Source organism: Sphingobium xenophagum, assembly GCF_002288285.1.
Lineage (GTDB): Bacteria > Pseudomonadota > Alphaproteobacteria > Sphingomonadales > Sphingomonadaceae > Sphingobium > Sphingobium xenophagum.
The window spans coordinates 508,984-526,212 of the sequence record NZ_CP022745.1; the positions used below are offsets into that span (position 1 = coordinate 508,984).

General features: G+C 62.3%; 15 protein-coding genes. 7 read left to right on the plus strand and 8 right to left on the minus strand.

Annotated features, from left to right (window positions below; genetic code table 11):
- Positions 1-37: 37 nt before the first annotated feature.
- The 5 genes from CJD35_RS02525 to CJD35_RS02545 form a co-directional block, all read right to left on the minus strand.
- Positions 38-1,825, minus strand: a complete 1,788-nt coding sequence (locus CJD35_RS02525; protein ID WP_026002109.1) for a sensor domain-containing diguanylate cyclase — start codon at positions 1,823-1,825, stop codon at positions 38-40.
- A 144-nt stretch (positions 1,826-1,969) separates the two neighbouring features.
- Positions 1,970-3,469, minus strand: a complete 1,500-nt coding sequence (locus CJD35_RS02530; RefSeq protein WP_086485966.1) for a catalase — start codon at positions 3,467-3,469, stop codon at positions 1,970-1,972.
- Between the two features lie 117 nt (positions 3,470-3,586).
- Positions 3,587-3,994, minus strand: coding sequence for an ATP-dependent Clp protease adapter ClpS (gene clpS / locus CJD35_RS02535; RefSeq protein WP_017181491.1), 408 nt, complete (start codon positions 3,992-3,994; stop codon positions 3,587-3,589).
- A gap of 110 nt (positions 3,995-4,104) precedes the next feature.
- Complete coding sequence (locus tag CJD35_RS02540) at positions 4,105-4,935, minus strand: phasin family protein (RefSeq protein WP_017181492.1); 831 nt, start codon at positions 4,933-4,935, stop codon at positions 4,105-4,107.
- Between the two features lie 130 nt (positions 4,936-5,065).
- The gene (locus CJD35_RS02545; RefSeq protein ID WP_017181493.1) at positions 5,066-6,805 is read right to left on the minus strand and encodes a PHA/PHB synthase family protein; all 1,740 of its coding nucleotides are present in this window, start codon (positions 6,803-6,805) and stop codon (positions 5,066-5,068) included.
- Between the two features lie 143 nt (positions 6,806-6,948).
- On the opposite strand from CJD35_RS02545, the gene CJD35_RS02550 reads away from it, so the two are divergent.
- The 3 genes from CJD35_RS02550 to CJD35_RS02560 are packed head-to-tail and all read left to right on the plus strand — an operon-like array spanning position 6,949 to position 9,222.
- Positions 6,949-8,157, plus strand: coding sequence for an LL-diaminopimelate aminotransferase (locus CJD35_RS02550; RefSeq protein WP_017181494.1), 1,209 nt, complete (start codon positions 6,949-6,951; stop codon positions 8,155-8,157).
- 16 nt (positions 8,158-8,173) lie between these two features.
- Positions 8,174-8,656 (plus strand): DUF2721 domain-containing protein, encoded by a 483-nt coding sequence (locus CJD35_RS02555; RefSeq protein WP_017181495.1) that lies wholly within the window; start codon positions 8,174-8,176, stop codon positions 8,654-8,656.
- Positions 8,653-9,222 carry a (2Fe-2S)-binding protein gene (locus tag CJD35_RS02560; protein ID WP_017181496.1) on the plus strand — a complete coding sequence of 190 codons (570 nt, stop codon included), beginning with the start codon at positions 8,653-8,655 and terminating at the stop codon, positions 9,220-9,222. The genes CJD35_RS02555 and CJD35_RS02560 overlap by 4 nt, the downstream gene beginning before the upstream one ends.
- A 10-nt stretch (positions 9,223-9,232) precedes the next feature.
- Here CJD35_RS02560 and CJD35_RS02565 read toward each other — a convergent pair whose 3' ends face one another.
- Together CJD35_RS02565 and CJD35_RS02570 are read right to left on the minus strand one after the other, a co-directional pair.
- The gene (locus CJD35_RS02565; protein ID WP_017181497.1) at positions 9,233-11,797 is read right to left on the minus strand and encodes an HWE histidine kinase domain-containing protein; all 2,565 of its coding nucleotides are present in this window, start codon (positions 11,795-11,797) and stop codon (positions 9,233-9,235) included.
- Positions 11,790-12,329 (minus strand): biliverdin-producing heme oxygenase, encoded by a 540-nt coding sequence (locus CJD35_RS02570; RefSeq protein WP_017181498.1) that lies wholly within the window; start codon positions 12,327-12,329, stop codon positions 11,790-11,792. The genes CJD35_RS02565 and CJD35_RS02570 overlap by 8 nt, the downstream gene beginning before the upstream one ends.
- A gap of 243 nt (positions 12,330-12,572) precedes the next feature.
- On the opposite strand from CJD35_RS02570, the gene CJD35_RS02575 reads away from it, so the two are divergent.
- From CJD35_RS02575 to CJD35_RS02585, 3 genes are all read left to right on the plus strand, one after another.
- A complete protein-coding gene (locus CJD35_RS02575) occupies positions 12,573-13,442 on the plus strand; it encodes an RcnB family protein (protein WP_017181499.1) in 870 nt (289 codons plus the stop codon).
- Between the two features lie 96 nt (positions 13,443-13,538).
- Positions 13,539-14,225 (plus strand): 2OG-Fe(II) oxygenase, encoded by a 687-nt coding sequence (locus CJD35_RS02580; RefSeq protein ID WP_017181500.1) that lies wholly within the window; start codon positions 13,539-13,541, stop codon positions 14,223-14,225.
- Between the two features lie 231 nt (positions 14,226-14,456).
- Positions 14,457-14,927, plus strand: coding sequence for an RcnB family protein (locus CJD35_RS02585; RefSeq protein WP_017181501.1), 471 nt, complete (start codon positions 14,457-14,459; stop codon positions 14,925-14,927).
- A gap of 208 nt (positions 14,928-15,135) precedes the next feature.
- On the opposite strand, the gene CJD35_RS02590 is transcribed toward CJD35_RS02585, so the two are convergent.
- A complete protein-coding gene (locus CJD35_RS02590) occupies positions 15,136-16,716 on the minus strand; it encodes a lysine--tRNA ligase (RefSeq protein WP_017181502.1) in 1,581 nt (526 codons plus the stop codon).
- A gap of 126 nt (positions 16,717-16,842) precedes the next feature.
- Here CJD35_RS02590 and CJD35_RS02595 point away from each other — a divergent pair, with 126 nt between their 5' ends.
- Complete coding sequence (locus CJD35_RS02595) at positions 16,843-17,211, plus strand: PilZ domain-containing protein (protein WP_017181503.1); 369 nt, start codon at positions 16,843-16,845, stop codon at positions 17,209-17,211.
- Positions 17,212-17,229 lie beyond the last annotated feature (18 nt).

The following is a 17,229-nucleotide window of genomic DNA, read 5'->3' on the forward strand; positions in this document are numbered from 1 at the left end:
TATCATCATGATTTATGCGCGATGGCCCCAAAAGCAGCTAAGCCGCCAGGCGCAGGCAGTTCCGGCCGCTATGCTTGGCGCGATAGAGCGCCTTGTCAGCGGCCTCCAGCATCGCCGATCGCGTTGACCCACCGTCCAGTCGGACCAGTCCGGCGCTGAAGGTCACGGAGATGGCCTCGCTCCCCGCCTCCCCCACGGGAATCGGCGCGACCATGCGAGCGCGCAGCCGTTCACAGATCATGCTGGCCCGATCAATGTCGCTATCGACGAGCAAAATCGCAAATTCCTCGCCGCCCAGACGTCCGATGCTGTCAATACCCCGCAATCCCGGCCGCAGCCGTTCGACAAAAGCGCTCAACACCCGATCGCCTGCGCCATGGCCATAGCGGTCATTGACCGCCTTGAAATGGTCTATGTCGATCAACAGCAGGCAGGACCGCGCGCCATGGCGTGCGCGCAGGATTTCCGCTTCCAGCTTTTCGAGGAAGGCGCCGCGACTATCCGCTCCGGTCAGCGAATCATGCGATGCGACGTCTTGCAGCGCCTGTTGGCGCGCCTTGTGCCGGGACATGTCGCGGATCATGCTTACGACGCCACTGGCGACGCCCCGTTCGTCAACCACGGCGCGGCTCACCATTTCGCACCATTGCGGATCGCCGCCGGACAGCAGGGACCGGAATTCGACGGTGTGGCTGACGCCGGGATTGGCCAGCGCGCGGCGATGGGTGGCGATGACGATCCTCCGGTCCTTTGGATCGACCAGATGGGCGGCGGACTGGCCGATCAACAGGTCTGGCGCGCAGCCAATCTGTTCAGCGGCCGATGGCGAGGCGTAACGGATGATACCGTCCACGCCGATGTTGAGCACCACATCGCCGCTATGTTCGGCAATGGCGCGATACCGCGCCTCGCTGTCGTGCAACATCAGGAACAGGCGGCGACGGCTGTTGAGTTCGGCCGTGATCAACATGCTGAGCAGAAAACTGAGCGCGATGTAGAATTGGAAATATTGCACCCGCGCGCCGACCGTTCCGGGAACGAGGTTCAGCGGGCCGAGCCCTTGCACGGTCGCCGCTCCCCCAACCACCGCCAGGATGATGATGGAGGCCGCCGCACCCACCTGCCCGGTGCGAAAGGCAATCAGAACCAGCGGCAGGAGTGGCGCGAACAGTAGCGGATAGCTGGCCCAGAAAAACACATGGACGATGGCCAGCGTGAACAGCGCGAGCAGCACGATGGCCTCGACCTTGACCCGCTTCGGCGTATCCCGCAACCAGCGACCGCATTCGCCCTGCAACAGCAGGATCAGGATCGGCGCGAATGTCAGCCCGCCCAGCACATGCCCGCTATACCATTGCAGCCAGGATGCGCCGAACGGCACGGACGTGATGAAGGAGGCGACCGCCGCCGCCATAACCCCGGCGACGACATTGGCGACGCCGCATAGGGCGATGATGAACACCACGAGGGGACGAATCGATCCGATGATCCGGCGATCCGGTACGAAACGGCGACAGATGATCGCCACGATCAGCGATTCGACGACGTTGATCGCCGCCATGGGGATCGCGGCCAATGGACCCATGCCGAACAACGCAGTCGCGAAGGTGCTGGCAATGGCGCAGGCCATGATCGCGCGCGGCCAGTAGCGGGTGCGCGACGTCAGCAACTCCGCCATCAAAAAGGCATTGGCACCCCAGATGAAGGCAAGGCCACCTTCAAAACGAGAGATCAGCAACGCCATTGTCGCCACGATGAAATAGACGCTGCCAGTGACAACAGGCGCGAAGATCGAGGAGGAGTGACGAAGAGCGGACCGTTGCATATTGGCGGGGAGGCTAGCGCGGCATCCTTAATATTTGCTCACCATGAATGCCCGCGAGCGGGGAAAGCCCCTGTAATAACGATGCAAAAACCCCGGCGCGTGTCAGGCGCCGGGGTCGATCGTCATGCAAATCTGGCCGCGCCGTCAGGCCGATGCGTCGGACAGCAATTCATCGGTTGGCGCCGAGATGGACGGGTTGCGATCCTTGATCTTCGCGCGCGCAGCCCGCACGCCGGCCCCATAATCGGGATGGACGGCGTCAAACAGCTTGCACTGGCGTTCCTCGATAAAGTCGGGAATGTCGCCCATGGCAGCGGCGATATTGGCGAACAGCCGGTCCTTCTCGCCCGCATCGAACAGTTCGAACAAGGCGCGGGGCTGGCTGAAATCGTCATTGCCCTCCCTGTGGTTCCAACGGTCTGCATCACCCGAAATCCGCAGCGGCGGCTCCAGAAACTTATTGTCCTCGACCGGCCCGCCAAAGCTGTTCGGCTCATAATAGGCCGCCGGATTGGGGTTGTTGGGGGTGAAGCGCATCGCCCCATCCTTGTGATAATGATGCACCGGGCATTTGGGGGCATTGACCGGCAATGCCTCATAATGGGTGCCGATGCGGTGGCGATGGGCGTCGGCATAGCTGAAGATTCGCGCCTGAAGCATCTTGTCGGGCGAAAAGCCGATGCCCGGCACGATGTTCGACGGCGACATCGCCAGTTGCTCGATTTCCGCGAAATAATTGTCCGCGTTGCGGTTCAGCTCCATCACGCCAATGTCGATCGGCGGATAGTCCGCATGCGGCCACACCTTGGTCAGGTCGAACGGATTGTAGGGCGTCTTGTCGGCATCCAGTTCGGGCATGATCTGCACCTGGACCTTCCACTTCGGAAACTCGCCGCGCTCGATCGCCTCGAACAAATCCTCCTGCGTCGATTCACGGGTGCGGCCCACGACCTGCGCCGCTTCCTCATTGGTCCAATGCTTGTGGCCCTGCATCGTCTTGAAGTGGAATTTGACCCAGAAACGCTCATTGGCGTCGTTGATCAGGCTGAAGGTGTGGCTGCCATAGCCGTTGATGTGGCGCACGTCCGTCGGCAGACCGCGATCGGACATCAGGATCGTCACCTGATGCAGCGATTCCGGGCTGAGCGACCAGAAATCCCACATCGCCGTGGGCGAACGCAGATTGGTGCGCGGGTGGCGCTTTTGCGTATGAATGAAATCGGGGAATTTCAGCGGATCGCGCACGAAAAAGACCGGGGTATTGTTGCCGACCAGATCCCAATTGCCTTCGGGCGTGTAGAATTTCATCGCAAAGCCACGCACGTCGCGCTCGGCGTCGGCCGCGCCCGCTTCGCCAGCGACGGTCGAAAAGCGCAGGATCATCGGCGTTTGCGCGCCCGGTTGCAGCACCTTCGCCTTGGTATATTTGCTGATGTCGCCGGTGATGGTCAGCGTGCCATGGGCGCCCCAGCCCTTGGCATGGACGACACGTTCGGGGATGCGTTCGCGATTCTGGTGGGCCAGCTTTTCCAGCAGCTGATAGTCCTGCAACAGCAGGGGGCCGCGCGGGCCAGCGCTCAGGCTGTTCTGATTATCAGCGATCGGCGCGCCGCCGCTGGTCGTCATTATGGGCTTATCGGCCATGGTCATCATCCTCATATTGCGAATGATGAAAGGATAAGCGGCGCTCAGGTTCCAGAGAAATTGATTAAAACATGCTGACTGATCGAATTTTACGGTAAATTAGGCGTAGGTCGGCGATCAGGCCTTTTCCAGCGTGCATTGCAGCGGATGCTGGTTCTGACGGGCGAAATCCATCACCTGATTGACCTTGGTTTCGGCCACTTCATAGCTGAAAATCCCGCACACGCCCACGCCGCGCTGGTGAACATGCAGCATCACGCGAGTCGCCTGCTCCATATCCATGCGGAAAAATTGCTGGAGGACGTGCACGACGAATTCCATCGGCGTGTAATCGTCGTTGAGCATGAGCACTTTGTAGAGAGACGGCTTTTTCGTGCGGGTCCGGGTGCGCGTGGCGATGCCGACGCTGGGACCGGTGCCATCGCCTGGATCGTCCCGATCCTCCCCCGTCATCGTCGCGGGGATCATAGATGCTGTCAAAATGCTGGTCATGATGGTCGAGGATATGGCAATTTGCCGGCCCATGGCAAGGGGCCGCCATGGCTGGATGCGATGGTAACCATCAATTTTGCAGACGGCAAAAAGGGCGCCCCCCCGATAGGGAGAGCGCGCCCTGATGCTGTTCGTCCGATCGCTTAGGCAGCGAGCGACTTCACCTTGTCGGTCACCACGGTCACGCGGGCGGTCAGCGGGCTGGCAACATCGCTGGCCAGCTTCATCATCGCTTCGCTGCTCTTGGCGGCTTCCTTGGTGAAATCGTCAAAGCTGCTCGAAAACATCTGGCTTTGCAGCTGGAAGAATTCGGTCGGGGTCTTGACGGTCGCGAAGGACTTGAAAGAGGCGGTCGCCTTTTCAAAGCTCTTGCGGCTGTAGTCGACAGCTTCCTGGCCCAGGGTTTCCATGCCCTTGGCTGCGATCTTGCCGGATTCGACCATCGCTTCGACATTGCCCTTGGCGATGTCGCTGAATTCTTCGATGGCCTTGGTCGACTTTTCGACGCTGGCCTTCGCCTTTTCGTTCATGTCGGCATAAACGGTTTCCAGCTTCGCCTTGGCGTCTTCAGCGAACTTCTTGCCGGTTTCGATTACGTCGTTCATCGTTTTGGTTCCTTCTATGGCGGACAGCGTCTTGAGTGCGAACGGTTCGGCCTGCTCGGGCAAGCTCTTGGTCATTTCGGGTTCGGCCGGAGCCTCAGGCGGCGTGGCGTCTACGGGCGCCTGTGCCTCTGGTTCGGCAACCGGTTCCGGAAGCGGCGGCGCGTCGACGGCGGTCGTCGCTGCAACAACGGCAGCGGGATTGGCGTCGATTGCTTTCACGCTGGACGCCGCCGCCTTACGCGGGGGCGCTTTCTTGGGTGCGGGGGCAATCGCCGCTTCGGCAGCCTTGAGCGCTTCGCTGGCCGACAAGGTCGTCGATGCGCTTTTAGCGCGCGGGGCGCTGCGTCCGGTCTTGGGTGTTACGGCCATGGACTTTCCTCCATTTGTTGCAGTGCACAATAGTCGCTTTGCCATGTGATTGCAAGGCTTATTGTGCGCTGCAACAAAAGCGTCACGCAGCAGGGCGGAGGAGGCGATCCAAGGGCTGGAAAAAGCGCGATTACCGCGCTTTTACATAGCGTCCGGGCGCATCTTCCACCGCCTTCAGCCGGCCCTTGCCCGGCACACGCGCCCCTTTGACCGGGACGGTCTGCGGATCGAGTCGTTCGATCCAGGCGCGCCAGTCGGGCCACCAGCTGCCCTTGTTTTCCTGCGCCGCGGTCAGGAAGGCGTCGAGCGTCGGCTGGCTATCCTCGCACGCCCAATATTGATATTTCTGCGCCGCCGGAGGATTGATGACCCCGGCGATATGCCCCGACCCTGCCAGCAGGAAGCGGACCGGCCCGGACAGATTTTCGGTAAGCTTCCACACGCTTTCCAGCGGCGCGATATGATCCTCTTTCCCCGCCTGCACATAAGCGGGCGTCGTGACTTTCGTGAGATCGATCGGCGTGCCGTCTACCGTGATGGCGCCGGGCACCACCAGCAGATTGTCGCGATAGAGCTGGGTGAGATAATCCCGGTGCCAGCGGGCGGGCAGATTGGTCGTGTCGCCATTCCAGTAGAGCAGGTCGAACGGCGGATAATCCTGCCCCAACAGATAATTGTTGACGACATAGTTCCAGATCAAGTCGCGACCGCGCAGCAGGTTGAAGGTGAGCGCCATATAGCGCCCGTCCAGAAACCCCTGCGATGACAATTGGTCGACCAGCTTCATCTGTTCATCATCGATGAACAGGGTCAGGTCGCCTGCCCGGCTGAAATCGACCTGGGCGGTGAAGAAGGTCGCGCTCGCCACCTTGCCCCCTTCCCCGCGCGCGGCCAGCAGCGCCAGCGTTGCCGCCAGCGTGGTGCCCGCGACGCAATAGCCGATCGTATGTACGCTCGGCACGCCCAGCAGATCGCGCACCGTATCGATCGCGTCGATCTGGCCGCGCAGGATATAATCGTCCCAGATCAGATCCTTCATCGATGCGTCGGCGGATTTCCAGGAGACCAGAAACACGCTGATCCCCTGATCCACCGCCCATTTGACAAAGCTTTTCTGCGGGCTGAGGTCGAGGATATAGAAGCGGTTGATCCATGGCGGGAAGATGATGAGCGGCGTCGCCAGCACATCCGGCGTGGAAGGCGCATAATGGATAAGTTGGTAGAGCGGGGTTTCATGGATGACCTTGCCAGGCGTCGCGGCGATATTGACGCCCAGTTCAAACTGGGTGCCGTCGGTATGGGTCAGCTGCCCCTTTTCCAGATCGGCCAGCATATGCTGCAAGCCCTTGACCAGATTTTCGCCACCGCTCTCGATCGTCTTTTCCACCACGGTCGGGTTGGTCAGCGGGAAATTGGAGGGCGAAAGCGCATCGAGCATGCCGCTGGTCGCAAAGCGCAGCTTCGCCTTCTGCTTGGGATCGACACCGTCAACGGCATCGGCCAGTTGCAGCATATAGTCCGAAACGAGCAGATAGCTTTGCCGGATCAGGTCGTAAAAGGGGTGCTGGGTCCAGGCGGGATCGGCAAAGCGGCGGTCCTTGCGCGCGGCCGGGCTGTCGGCGGGCACGGGTTCGGGCTTGTCGCGGAACATACCGCCTGAATCGATGAAGCGCTGCCACATCGCCAGCCCTTCGTCAGCGAAACTCGTCTGGATACGCGCCACCGTTTCGGGCGAAAAGGGGAGCGTCTGGCCCGCAGCGCCCGCCGCCTGTTCCAGCATCAGTTGCTGGGCCTGACCAATTGCGTGGGTCCATTGCTGCATCTGTTCCAGCGTAGGCAGATGCGGCTCCATGATGTCGGCTTTATCCATGGCCACTCTCCTGTTCCTGGCATCGTTTCATCGCATCGCTTTTTCTGGCGCGGCGCAAGCTGGCCGGTTATAGCCAGATTGTGACGCGGCAACGGCGCGACACGCACTATTCCCTACCGAGCGCTTTCAGGAAAGCCCCCAAAATGTCCGAAGAATTCTACCGCATGAAACGCCTGCCCCCCTATGTCATCGCCGAAGTGAACGCGATGCGGGCGGCCGCGCGCGCGGCGGGAGAGGATATTATCGACCTGGGCATGGGCAATCCCGATCTGCCGCCGCCGTCCCATGTCATCGACAAGCTGGTCGAGGTAGCGCGCAAGCCCGACGCCCATGGCTATTCCCAGTCGAAGGGGATTCCGGGCCTCCGCAAGGCGCAGGCCAACTATTATGGCCGCCGCTTCGGCGTGGATGTCGACCCGGAAACCGAGGTCGTCGTGACCATGGGATCCAAGGAAGGTCTGGCGAGCCTGGCCACCGCGATCACGGCGCCGGGCGATGTCGTGCTGGCCCCCAACCCTAGCTATCCGATCCATATGTTCGGCTTCATCCTGGCGGGCGCGACCATCCGGTCGGTGCCGACGACTCCGGACGACAATTATTTCCGCTCGCTCGACCGCGCCATGGCCTTCACCGTGCCGCGCCCGTCGATCCTGGTGGTCAATTATCCATCCAACCCGACCGCCGAGACGGTGGACCTGGCCTTTTACGAGCGACTGGTCGCCTGGGCGAAGGAGAATAAGGTGTGGGTCTTGTCCGACCTTGCCTATTCCGAACTTTATTATGACGGCAACCCGACGCCGTCCATCCTGCAGGTGCCCGGCGCGAAGGACATTGCCATCGAGTTCACCTCGCTCAGCAAGACCTATTCGATGGCGGGCTGGCGGATCGGCTTTGCGGTCGGCAACAAGCAACTGATCGCGGCGATGAGCCGGGTGAAATCCTATCTCGACTATGGCGCGTTCACGCCGATCCAGGCGGCGGCCTGCGCCGCGCTCAACGGGCCGCAGGATATCGTGCAGAAGAATCGCGAACTGTACCACAAGCGCCGCGACGTGCTGGTCGAAAGCTTTGGCCGCGCCGGATGGGACATCCCCGCCCCACCCGCGTCCATGTTCGCCTGGGCGCCGTTGCCGCCTGCGCTGAAGGATATGGGCAGCCTGGAATTTTCCAAGCAATTGCTGACCCATGCCAAGGTCGCAGTTGCGCCGGGCGTCGGCTATGGCGAGGATGGCGAAGGCTATGTCCGCATCGCCATGGTGGAAAATGAACAGCGGCTGCGGCAGGCGGCCCGCAACGTGAAGAAATATCTTCAGTCGATGGGCGTCAATACGCCAGCCAAGGGCGCGGCTTGACGATCGCAGTCGCGCCATGATCCCCCTTCCCCAGGTTTCGCTGGTCTCTCAGACGATCCAGCTGGCGCTTGCCCCGGTGTTCCTGCTCGCCGGGATCGGCGCGTTCCTGAATGTCTCCGTCAGCCGGCTGGCGCGGATCATCGACCGGGCGCGGACGGTGGAGGCGGCGATCCTGACCACGCGCGGACGCGAGCATGACCGGCTGGTGCATGAAATCCGCGTCCTCGACCAGCGAATGAGCGTCGTCAATATGGCGATCTTCCTGTCGGTTGCGTCCGCCTGCGCCGTCTGTCTGGTCGTCATCCTGCTGTTTGCGGGCAATTTGTTCGACGCCCATCTGGGGACGCCGATCGCCATATTGTTCAGCCTGGCGATGCTGTTGCAGGCAGGCGGCTTTGCGACCTTCATTCAGGAGATCCGGCTGGGGTCGAAGATCATCCATGTCCGCAACGAAGTCCTGTACCATAAGGCCGAGATGGAAGAGCCGGACGCCGAATGACGCGCTTCACCGTCAATGACCGGCCAGTCCAGTATCGCATGGACCCGGACACGCCGCTGCTATGGGCGCTGCGCGACGCATCGAACCTGACCGGCACCAAATATGGCTGCGGCACGGGCGACTGTGGCGCCTGTACGGTGGATATAGACGGGGAAGCGGTACGCTCCTGCCAAGTGACGATCGGCAAGACCGAAGGGCGTTTCGTCACCACGATCGAGGCGCTGTCGCCCGATCGCGGTCATCCCCTGCAACAGGCGTTCGCCGCCGACAATGTGTCGCAATGCGGCTATTGCATCCCCGGCATGATCATGGCGGCGTCGGTGCTGCTGCGCCGGACCAATGATCCAAGCGACGCGGAAATTGACGCGGCGATCACCAATATCTGCCGGTGCGGCATCTATCCCCGGCTGCGCGGCGCGATCCGCCGGGCCGGGCGGATCATGCGGGGCGAAGATACGGGCACAGGCGATCAGGGCGCCGCCGCGCCGCCGCCGGGCATCACCCCGGAGGAGGCGGCCCGTACGATCCCGGCACTTGGTCGGCCAGCGCCTGCGCCCAAGCCATAGCGCTGCCCGACTAGGCTGCGTCCTCGATCAGCGGCGTCATCGCCTGCGCCAGCGTCGCGCCCGAATAGGGCTTCTTGACCAGCGTGACATCGGCGAAGCGATCCGGCAGTTCCAGTCCGTCACCATAGCCGGTCGCAAACAGGAAAGGGATGCCCTGCTCCGCCAGCAGATCGGCCACCGGCATGCTGGTTTCCGCGCCCAGGTTGAAATCGAGCACCGCCAGATCGACCGGATGCTGTTGAAGGGCTTCGCGCGCGCGGGCGGTGGTGGCGGCGGTCGTCACATCCGCGCCCAGATCGCGCAGGGCGTCCTCCCCGTCCATGGCGATGATCATATTATCTTCCACCAGCAGGACGTGACGCCCCTTGAGCAATGCAGGCGTCACGGCAACGACGGGGCGCGAACGATCCGTGCCGACGACGTCGGGCAGCACCGACACGACATGGGTGGAAGGGATGCAGAAATGCGCCTCCAGCCCGGCCAGCCGGTAGTGGATTTCGGCGCGGCCATCCAGATCATAGGGGATGGATCGCTCGATCACGGTCGATCCAAAACCCCGCCGCGTGGGCGCGACCACCGCCGGACCGCCACTTTCGCGCCAGTCGATCAGCAGGCTGCCATCCTGATCCACGCGCCAGTCGATCGTCACGGTGCCATTGTCCGACAGCGCGCCATATTTGGCGGCATTGGTCAGCATTTCGTGGATCACCAGCGCCATGACCGTGAAGCAGCCAGGCGTCAGCAGCACATTGGGACCAGACAGCCGGACCCGGTCGCGCCGTTCACCCAGATACACGCCCGCCTCAACCTCTATCAAGTCGTAGAGGCGTGCGGGACTCCAGCGGTCGGCAGTGATCTGGTCGTGGGCGCGGGCCAGCGCGTGGATGCGGCTTTCCAGCGTGCCGATGAAATCCTCTACCGACACGGCGCTGCTGCGCGTCTGGGACAAAAGCCCGCGAATCAGCGCCAATATGTTGCGGACCCGGTGATTGAGTTCCGCGATCAGCAATTCCTGCTTCTCATGCGCGCGCTGCCGTTCCGCATCCGCTGAATCGGACAGGCGCAGCACGACCTCCAGCAGGGCTGTGCGCAGGGCTTCGGCGACGCGCAATTGCGCGGGGACGAAAGGCAATGCCGTTCCCTTCACCAGTTCCGACCATTCCTCGAAACTTTTGCGCGGGGTGAGCCGCGGGCCGTTGGGGCCATATTCGATATGCTTGTCCTGATTGCCTGCCCAGCGCACCGCGCGCAACTGTTCGGCACGGAACAACACCACATAGTCGCGCGGTCGGCGCGACAGCGGAATGGCGAGCAGTCCGGAGGCGCGATCGGCATAGGCGGCCGCTTCGGGCAGGACGCGGCCGAGCGCATCAGTCGTATAGACCTGACTGGCGGCGACGCGGTTGAGCATGGAGACGATGCCGGCGAACGCCGCCGTGTCAGGGGTCAGCCCCGACAGGCTGATCTGCCCGTCAATATAGACACCAACGCCATCGGCCGGAATCGTGTCGAAGATGATGTCGCCCAGCCAGCGCGCGTTGGACAGCAGGTCATGATCCTGCGCCACGGCCGACATGAGCCGGTCGGCAACCTGTCTCGCCTTGCCCTCATAGTCGGCTGTCTCCGCGCGTTCGCGGCTTTCCAGCATCATCGAGAATATCTGGCCGAACAGTTCCGCCGCGCTGCGCTGGGCAAAGGTCGGCAGGCGCGGGGCGTAGTGGTGGCAGGCGAACAGCCCCCATAGCCGCCCTTCGACGATGATGGAGATGGAGAGCGACGCCCCCACCCCCATGTTGCGCAGATATTCGATATGGATGGGTGATACCGCGCGCGTGAGGCAGAGCGACATGTCGAGCGCCGCGCCGGTCGGATCAAGCGTCGGGACGATCGGCACGGGCTGCGCATGAACATCGGCGATCACCCGGAAAATGTTGCGCAGATAGAGCGCGCGTGCCTGCACCGGAATGTCGGAGGCGGGGTAATGCAGGCCAAAGAAACTGTCGATGCCGGGCCGCAGCGCTTCGGCCACGACTTCGCCATCGCCGCCATCGGCGAAGCGATAGACCATCACCCGGTCAAAGCCGGTCAGCGCCCGCACCTGTCGCGCACCATCGCGCAGGAAAGCCGTCATGCCATCGGCCTGCGCCAGCCGCGCGACCATGGAGCGAACGGTGCTGCTCGCTTCCATCTCGTCGGCGCTGGCGGGTTCGGCCTCTATCACCACCAGCGGACCGGAAAAATGGACGGCGACATCGAACGGCGCGCCGCCAGACATCAGCGGCAGGGAGAAGATGCGTTCCACCGAGTCGGCGCCGCGCAGCAGGGTGATGCGGTTGCGCAGCGCATGGATGGCATCGGCATCCAGCAGGTCGCTGACCGGCTTGCCCAGCATGTCGTCCGGGGACAGGCCAATGAAGGCAGCGCTGTTGGCCGATACGCGCGAGACGAGCCAGTCGGCTGTCAGCGCGATCAGGAAACCGAAAGGTTGAACCGTGCCCAGCACATGGATCGGTTCCCGATCGCAATTGGTCAGATTAACGGCGAAGTCCGCGCCTGTACCGCCGCCATCAGCCATGGGCAGTGGCCAGTTCAGCGCGGGTTGCGGCGGCAAAAAGGGCGAAGGCGGCCTGCGCGCCCTGCACGGCGTCGTCCAGCCAGTCTTCGCCCCCGTCAGCGGCTGCCCGATCGAGCGCCTGCTGAAACGCGACCCAACCGCCCTTGCCATGGACGGCGGACAGATAGGCATGCGGCAGGCCGGGCGCGACCCGGCGCGCGAGCATCGCGCCACCCAGCCGCGACCCTTCCAGCGCATAAAGCAGCCCCCAGCGATAGCCATCGCGATCGGGATCGGCGAGCGAAAGGGGCGCAGGCATGGCCATATCCATCGCCGCGAGATCCGCCGCGATCATGGGCAGGCGTGGCGATTCGGGGCGCGCAACCGATTCAAGCGCGCCCAGCGCGCGGGCATGGGCCGTCAGGAACGCAGCATAATCGCTTTCTGAATCAAGCCGATAGGCTGAAAATAGGCCATCAACATGGCTATGACTGTCGCTGGTAGCTTCGCGCAGGGCCTGACGGACGCCGCTGACATGGGGAGATTTATTCACTCGGCAGTCCTATAGAGGGGGCAAGCACCCTGCACTGATCTGGATCAGCATTTGATCCGGGTCCGGCCGTTTTTAGCGGACAGACCGATACGAAAACGAAATAACGCGCGAGGCGGGATTTGGGTTCATTACGTCCCGCGATTCTTTCAAATGGCTGACGGACAGGTTCAGACTTGCGACATCGCGCGCGCCCTAGAAAGGCGGCATGAGGGGACAGGAGGTTCCCGCGCAAAGAAAGTCACGATGATGTTCAGGAAGATGATGCTGACGGGACTCATGGCCGCAACGCTGCTCAGCGGTGTCGCCCCCGCTTATGCCCAGAGCAATGAGAATGGCCGTGGCAATCGCGGCGATCGTGCAGAACGTGGCGGCGGTGACCGTCAAGCCTATCAGTGGCGCGGCAATGGGCAGCGCCCGATGGGCGGCGAAGGGCAGCAGGCGCAGCGCTGGCAACAGCGACAGAACCGCGCGGTTGCGCAGACACCGGCGCCCCAGGCCCCCGTACAGCAGCCCCGCGCCGACCGCCCGTGGCGGAATCCCGGCAGCTCAGCAGTAGTGTCCGCGCCGGATCGACAGGATGCGCGGCAGGACCGGCGTGGCGATCGCCGCAATGACTGGCAGGATTATCGTCAGGACCAACGCGCCGATCGCCAGGACTGGCGCAACGATCGCCGCGACGACCGGCGGGATTATCGCCAGGATCGGCGCGATGACCGGCGCTGGAACGACAATCGGGGCGTGGTGGGCAACTGGAACAATGGCCGCCGCTATGACGATCGCACCCGCTGGAGCAACCAGCAGCGCTGGAATCAGGGCTGGCGGCAGGACAGGCGCTATGACTGGAACAGCTATCGCAACCGCTATGGCAATCAGTACCGTCTGGGTCGCTACTACGCGCCGCGTGGCTGGGACTATGGCTATCGCCGTTTCTCTGTGGGTATCGTGCTGAGCAGCCTGCTCTATTCCAACAGCTATTGGCTGAACGACCCTTATGCCTATCGCCTGCCGCCCGCTTACGGCACGCTGCGCTGGATTCGCTATTATGACGATGCGCTGCTGGTGGACATTCGGGACGGCTATGTCGTCGACGTGATCCATGACTTTTTCTGGTAATCGCGCTCCCTGAAGTGGCCTTCAGGAATACTGGCCCCGGTGCGGTGACACGCCGAGGTCTTTTCATGGTACCGGCCGCTGTGGCAGTGTGACGGAATGACAGACAGTGACGATGATGGCGGCATCGCCTCCTCCGCCCGCGCGGCGATCGGGGCGCAGGTGCAGGCCCGGCTGGAGCGCAACCCGATGGTCAGCCGGATCGAGTCGCCCCATCTCGCCATCTATGGGCGGCAGGATTTCCTCAGCCCCGAAGAATGCGCCGATCTGCGCGCCATTATCGATGCGGGCGCGCAGCCTTCGACCCTGTTTTCGGGCAGCGCGAACGCCGATTACCGGACCAGCCACAGTTGCAATCTCGATCCCTTCGATCCGCTGGTCAAGGCGATCAGCGACCGTATATGCGCGCTCACCGGCCTGCCTGCGGATCATGGGGAAACATTGCAGGGGCAGCGCTATACCAGCGGCCAGGAATATCGGCTGCATTGCGATTATTTTCCGGTCACAGCCAACTATTGGCCGGCGATGCGTGTCACCGGCGGGCAGCGCAGCTGGACGACCATGATCTATCTTTCCCCGGTCGAGGCGGGGGGCGAGACGCATTTTCCCCATTGCGAATTCATGGTGCCGCCGGTCGAGGGGATGATCCTGATCTGGAACAATATGGATGCTGACGGCGCGCCCAACAATTTCAGTCTGCACGCCGCCCGGCCAGTCGAACAGGGCACCAAATATGTCGTCACCAAATGGTTTCGCGAACGGCCCTGGACGCCGAGATCTGTTTGAGAATGGGCCTTCGCCCATGCGCGCGGGAAAGGGCCGGTGCGGCGTCGATATGCGCCCTGCCACGCATTGTCGAACATCCCCAGCGATACACTTTGCGACATAAATGACTGAAAACTGACAGCTTCATTTTCAGGCCGTTCAGGCGCGCTGCGCCATATCTCCCTGTGTTGGCGACAGGGAACCCGGTCCAGCCGGACAGGGTTCAGCCGCCAAGGAAATAGGAGATATGCTATGCGTAAACTGATCATTCTGGGCCTGCTGGCCGCCACGGTCGCGCCTAGTGTCGCGTCCGCACAGTCCTATGGCGAAGTGCGCCGCAGCGAACGCAATCTGCGTGAAGAAAAGCAGGAATTGCGCCAGGCCCAGCGTTATGGCGATCGTCGCGACGTGCGCGATGAACGCCGCGATGTCCGTCAGGCCCGCCAGGAAGTTCGTGAGGATTGGCGCGACTATCGCCGCTCGCACCGCGACGTGTATCGCGGCGGCAACTGGCGCGCGCCGTTCCGTTACAACCAGTGGAATGTCGGCGTCCGTCTACGCCCGGCCTATTACAACTCGCGCTATTATATCGCCGACCCCTATCGCTATCGCCTGCCCCGTCCGGGCGTGAACCAGCGCTGGGTACGCCATTATAATGATGTGCTGCTGGTCAATGTCCGCAATGGGCGCGTGATCCAGGTGCATCGCGGCTTCTTCTGGTAAGAGGCCAGCCCATGGGGAAACGGCCCCGGACAGCGATGTCCGGGGCCGTTTTCATTGTATTTCCGCCCAACTTGGCCGCGCCGCCCGTTGCCAGACAAGCGCGGCCGATGGCACGCAGAACGCACCATCAGTCCGAAAGGGGGGTGGACCGTTGCGCAGAACGCGCGCCTGCCCGAAAAGTTCCGCTTTTCCGGTAAAATCCGCCGATTCAGGCTGCCAGCGCCTGACCAATCAGCTTCCGACTGTTATCGATACCATAAAGCGCGATGAAACTGCCCATGCGCGGCCCTTGGTCCGCGCCCAGCAGCGTCTGGTACAGCGCCTTGAACCAGTCCCGCAATTCGGCAAAACCGAACGCCTCATCCTTGCCGATGGCATAGACGATATTCTGGATGTCCTCCGCTGAAGCGTCGGCAGGCAGAGCAGCGAGTTCCGCGTCCAGCCTGCGCAAGGCCGCAGCCTCATTGGCGTCGGGCGCGCGGCGCTGGAGGGTGGGAGCCACGAAATCGCGATGATAGGCCAGAGCATGGCCAATCAGCGCGTCAAGATCAGGATAGGTTTCCGGCGAGGCATCCGCGACATAATTGGTGAGATAGCCCCACACCTGATCGCGGCTGGCATCGCCCATGACGCCGACCAGATTGAGCAACAGGCCAAAGGTCACCGGCAACCGGCCTTCGGGCAGCTTGCCGTCATGAACATGATGGACCGGATTACCCAATTGCTGTTCGACCGGCTGACCAGGATAATTGCCCCGGAACTGCCAATATTCGTCAACCGCGCGCGGGATGACGCCCATGTGCAACTGCTTGGCCTTTTTGGGTTCGCGATAGGCGTAGAAGGCCAGGCTCTCTTGCGGACCGTATGTCAGCCATTGCTCAAGGCTCAGGCCATTGCCCTTGGACTTGGAGATTTTCTCGCCCTTTTCGTCGAGGAACATCTCATAGTTGAAGCCCTCGGGCGGCCGGGCACCAAGCGCGCGGCAAATCTTCGACGATTGCGTGACCGAATCGATCAGATCCTTGCCCGCCATTTCATAGTCGACGCCCAGCGCATACCAGCGCATCGCCCAGTCGACCTTCCATTGCAGCTTTGCGCCACCCGACAGGATCGACTGTTCGACCATTTCGCCTTCATCCTCGAAACGGACGATCCCGGCTTCGGCGTCGACGACTTCCACCGGCACCTGAAGGACGATACCGCTCTTGGGCGAAATGGGCAGGACTGGCGAATAGGTCGCCTGCCGTTCCTTGCGCAGGGTGGGCAGCATGATGTCCATGATCAACTGATACCGCCGCAGCACTTGCTTGAGCGCGTCGTCAAACGCCCCGGCCCGATAGCGTTCGGTCGCGGAGACGAATTCATAGTCGAAGCCGAAGCGGTCGAGAAATTCGCGCAGCATCGCATTATTGTGATGGGCGAAGCTTTCGAACTTTTCGAACGGATCGGGCACCTGCGTCAGCGGCTTGCCCAGATGCTGCGTCAGCATCGCCTGATTGGGCACATTGTCAGGCACCTTGCGCAGCCCGTCCATATCGTCGCTGAACGCCACCAGGCGCGTGGGAATATCCGACAGGGCGTGATAGGCGTTGCGGACCATCGTCGTGCGCAGCACTTCGTTGAACGTGCCGATATGCGGCAGGCCCGATGGTCCATAGCCGGTTTCAAACAGGATATGGCCTTTGTCCGGCGCGCCATCGGGATAGCGCTTGAGCAGCTTGCGCGCTTCTTCATAGGGCCAGGCCTTGGCCGCCAGGGCGGCGGTGCGGAATAGATCGGTCGCGGTCATGACATGCCCCTAGCTCCGGACAGGCCGAAAAGAAACGCTCTTTGCGGGCAAATCTGCGTTAAGAACCGTTCGCATATTAGAGCTTCATTAACCCTATCGAGGGATAATCAGGCTTCTGGAGGCATCATGCAGATCTTGCGCACCCGCGAACGCATCGTGGTCGACATCGCCATCGTCGTCACGACCGTACTCGACAGCCTGGAAGGCACGATCGTCGACCTGAGCGAAGGCGGCGCGCAAGTGGTCGGCTGCACCCTGCCTGCCGGTTCATCGTGCCAGATCGATCTGGACGGCCACATCACCTTTGGCACCGTGCGCTGGTCCGAAGAAGACCGCATGGGCATTCGCTTCCCCTATGAGTTGAACGAAGGTCCGCTGTACGACCAGCTGGAACTGGCCCGCGCGGCGCGGCGCACGCCCGTCGCCTTCCAGCCGCGCGCCCGCATTATGGCCGCGGCCACCGGCGGTGGCGGTTTTGGCCGCCGGACCAGCTGAAACAGGTTTTCCTTTTGT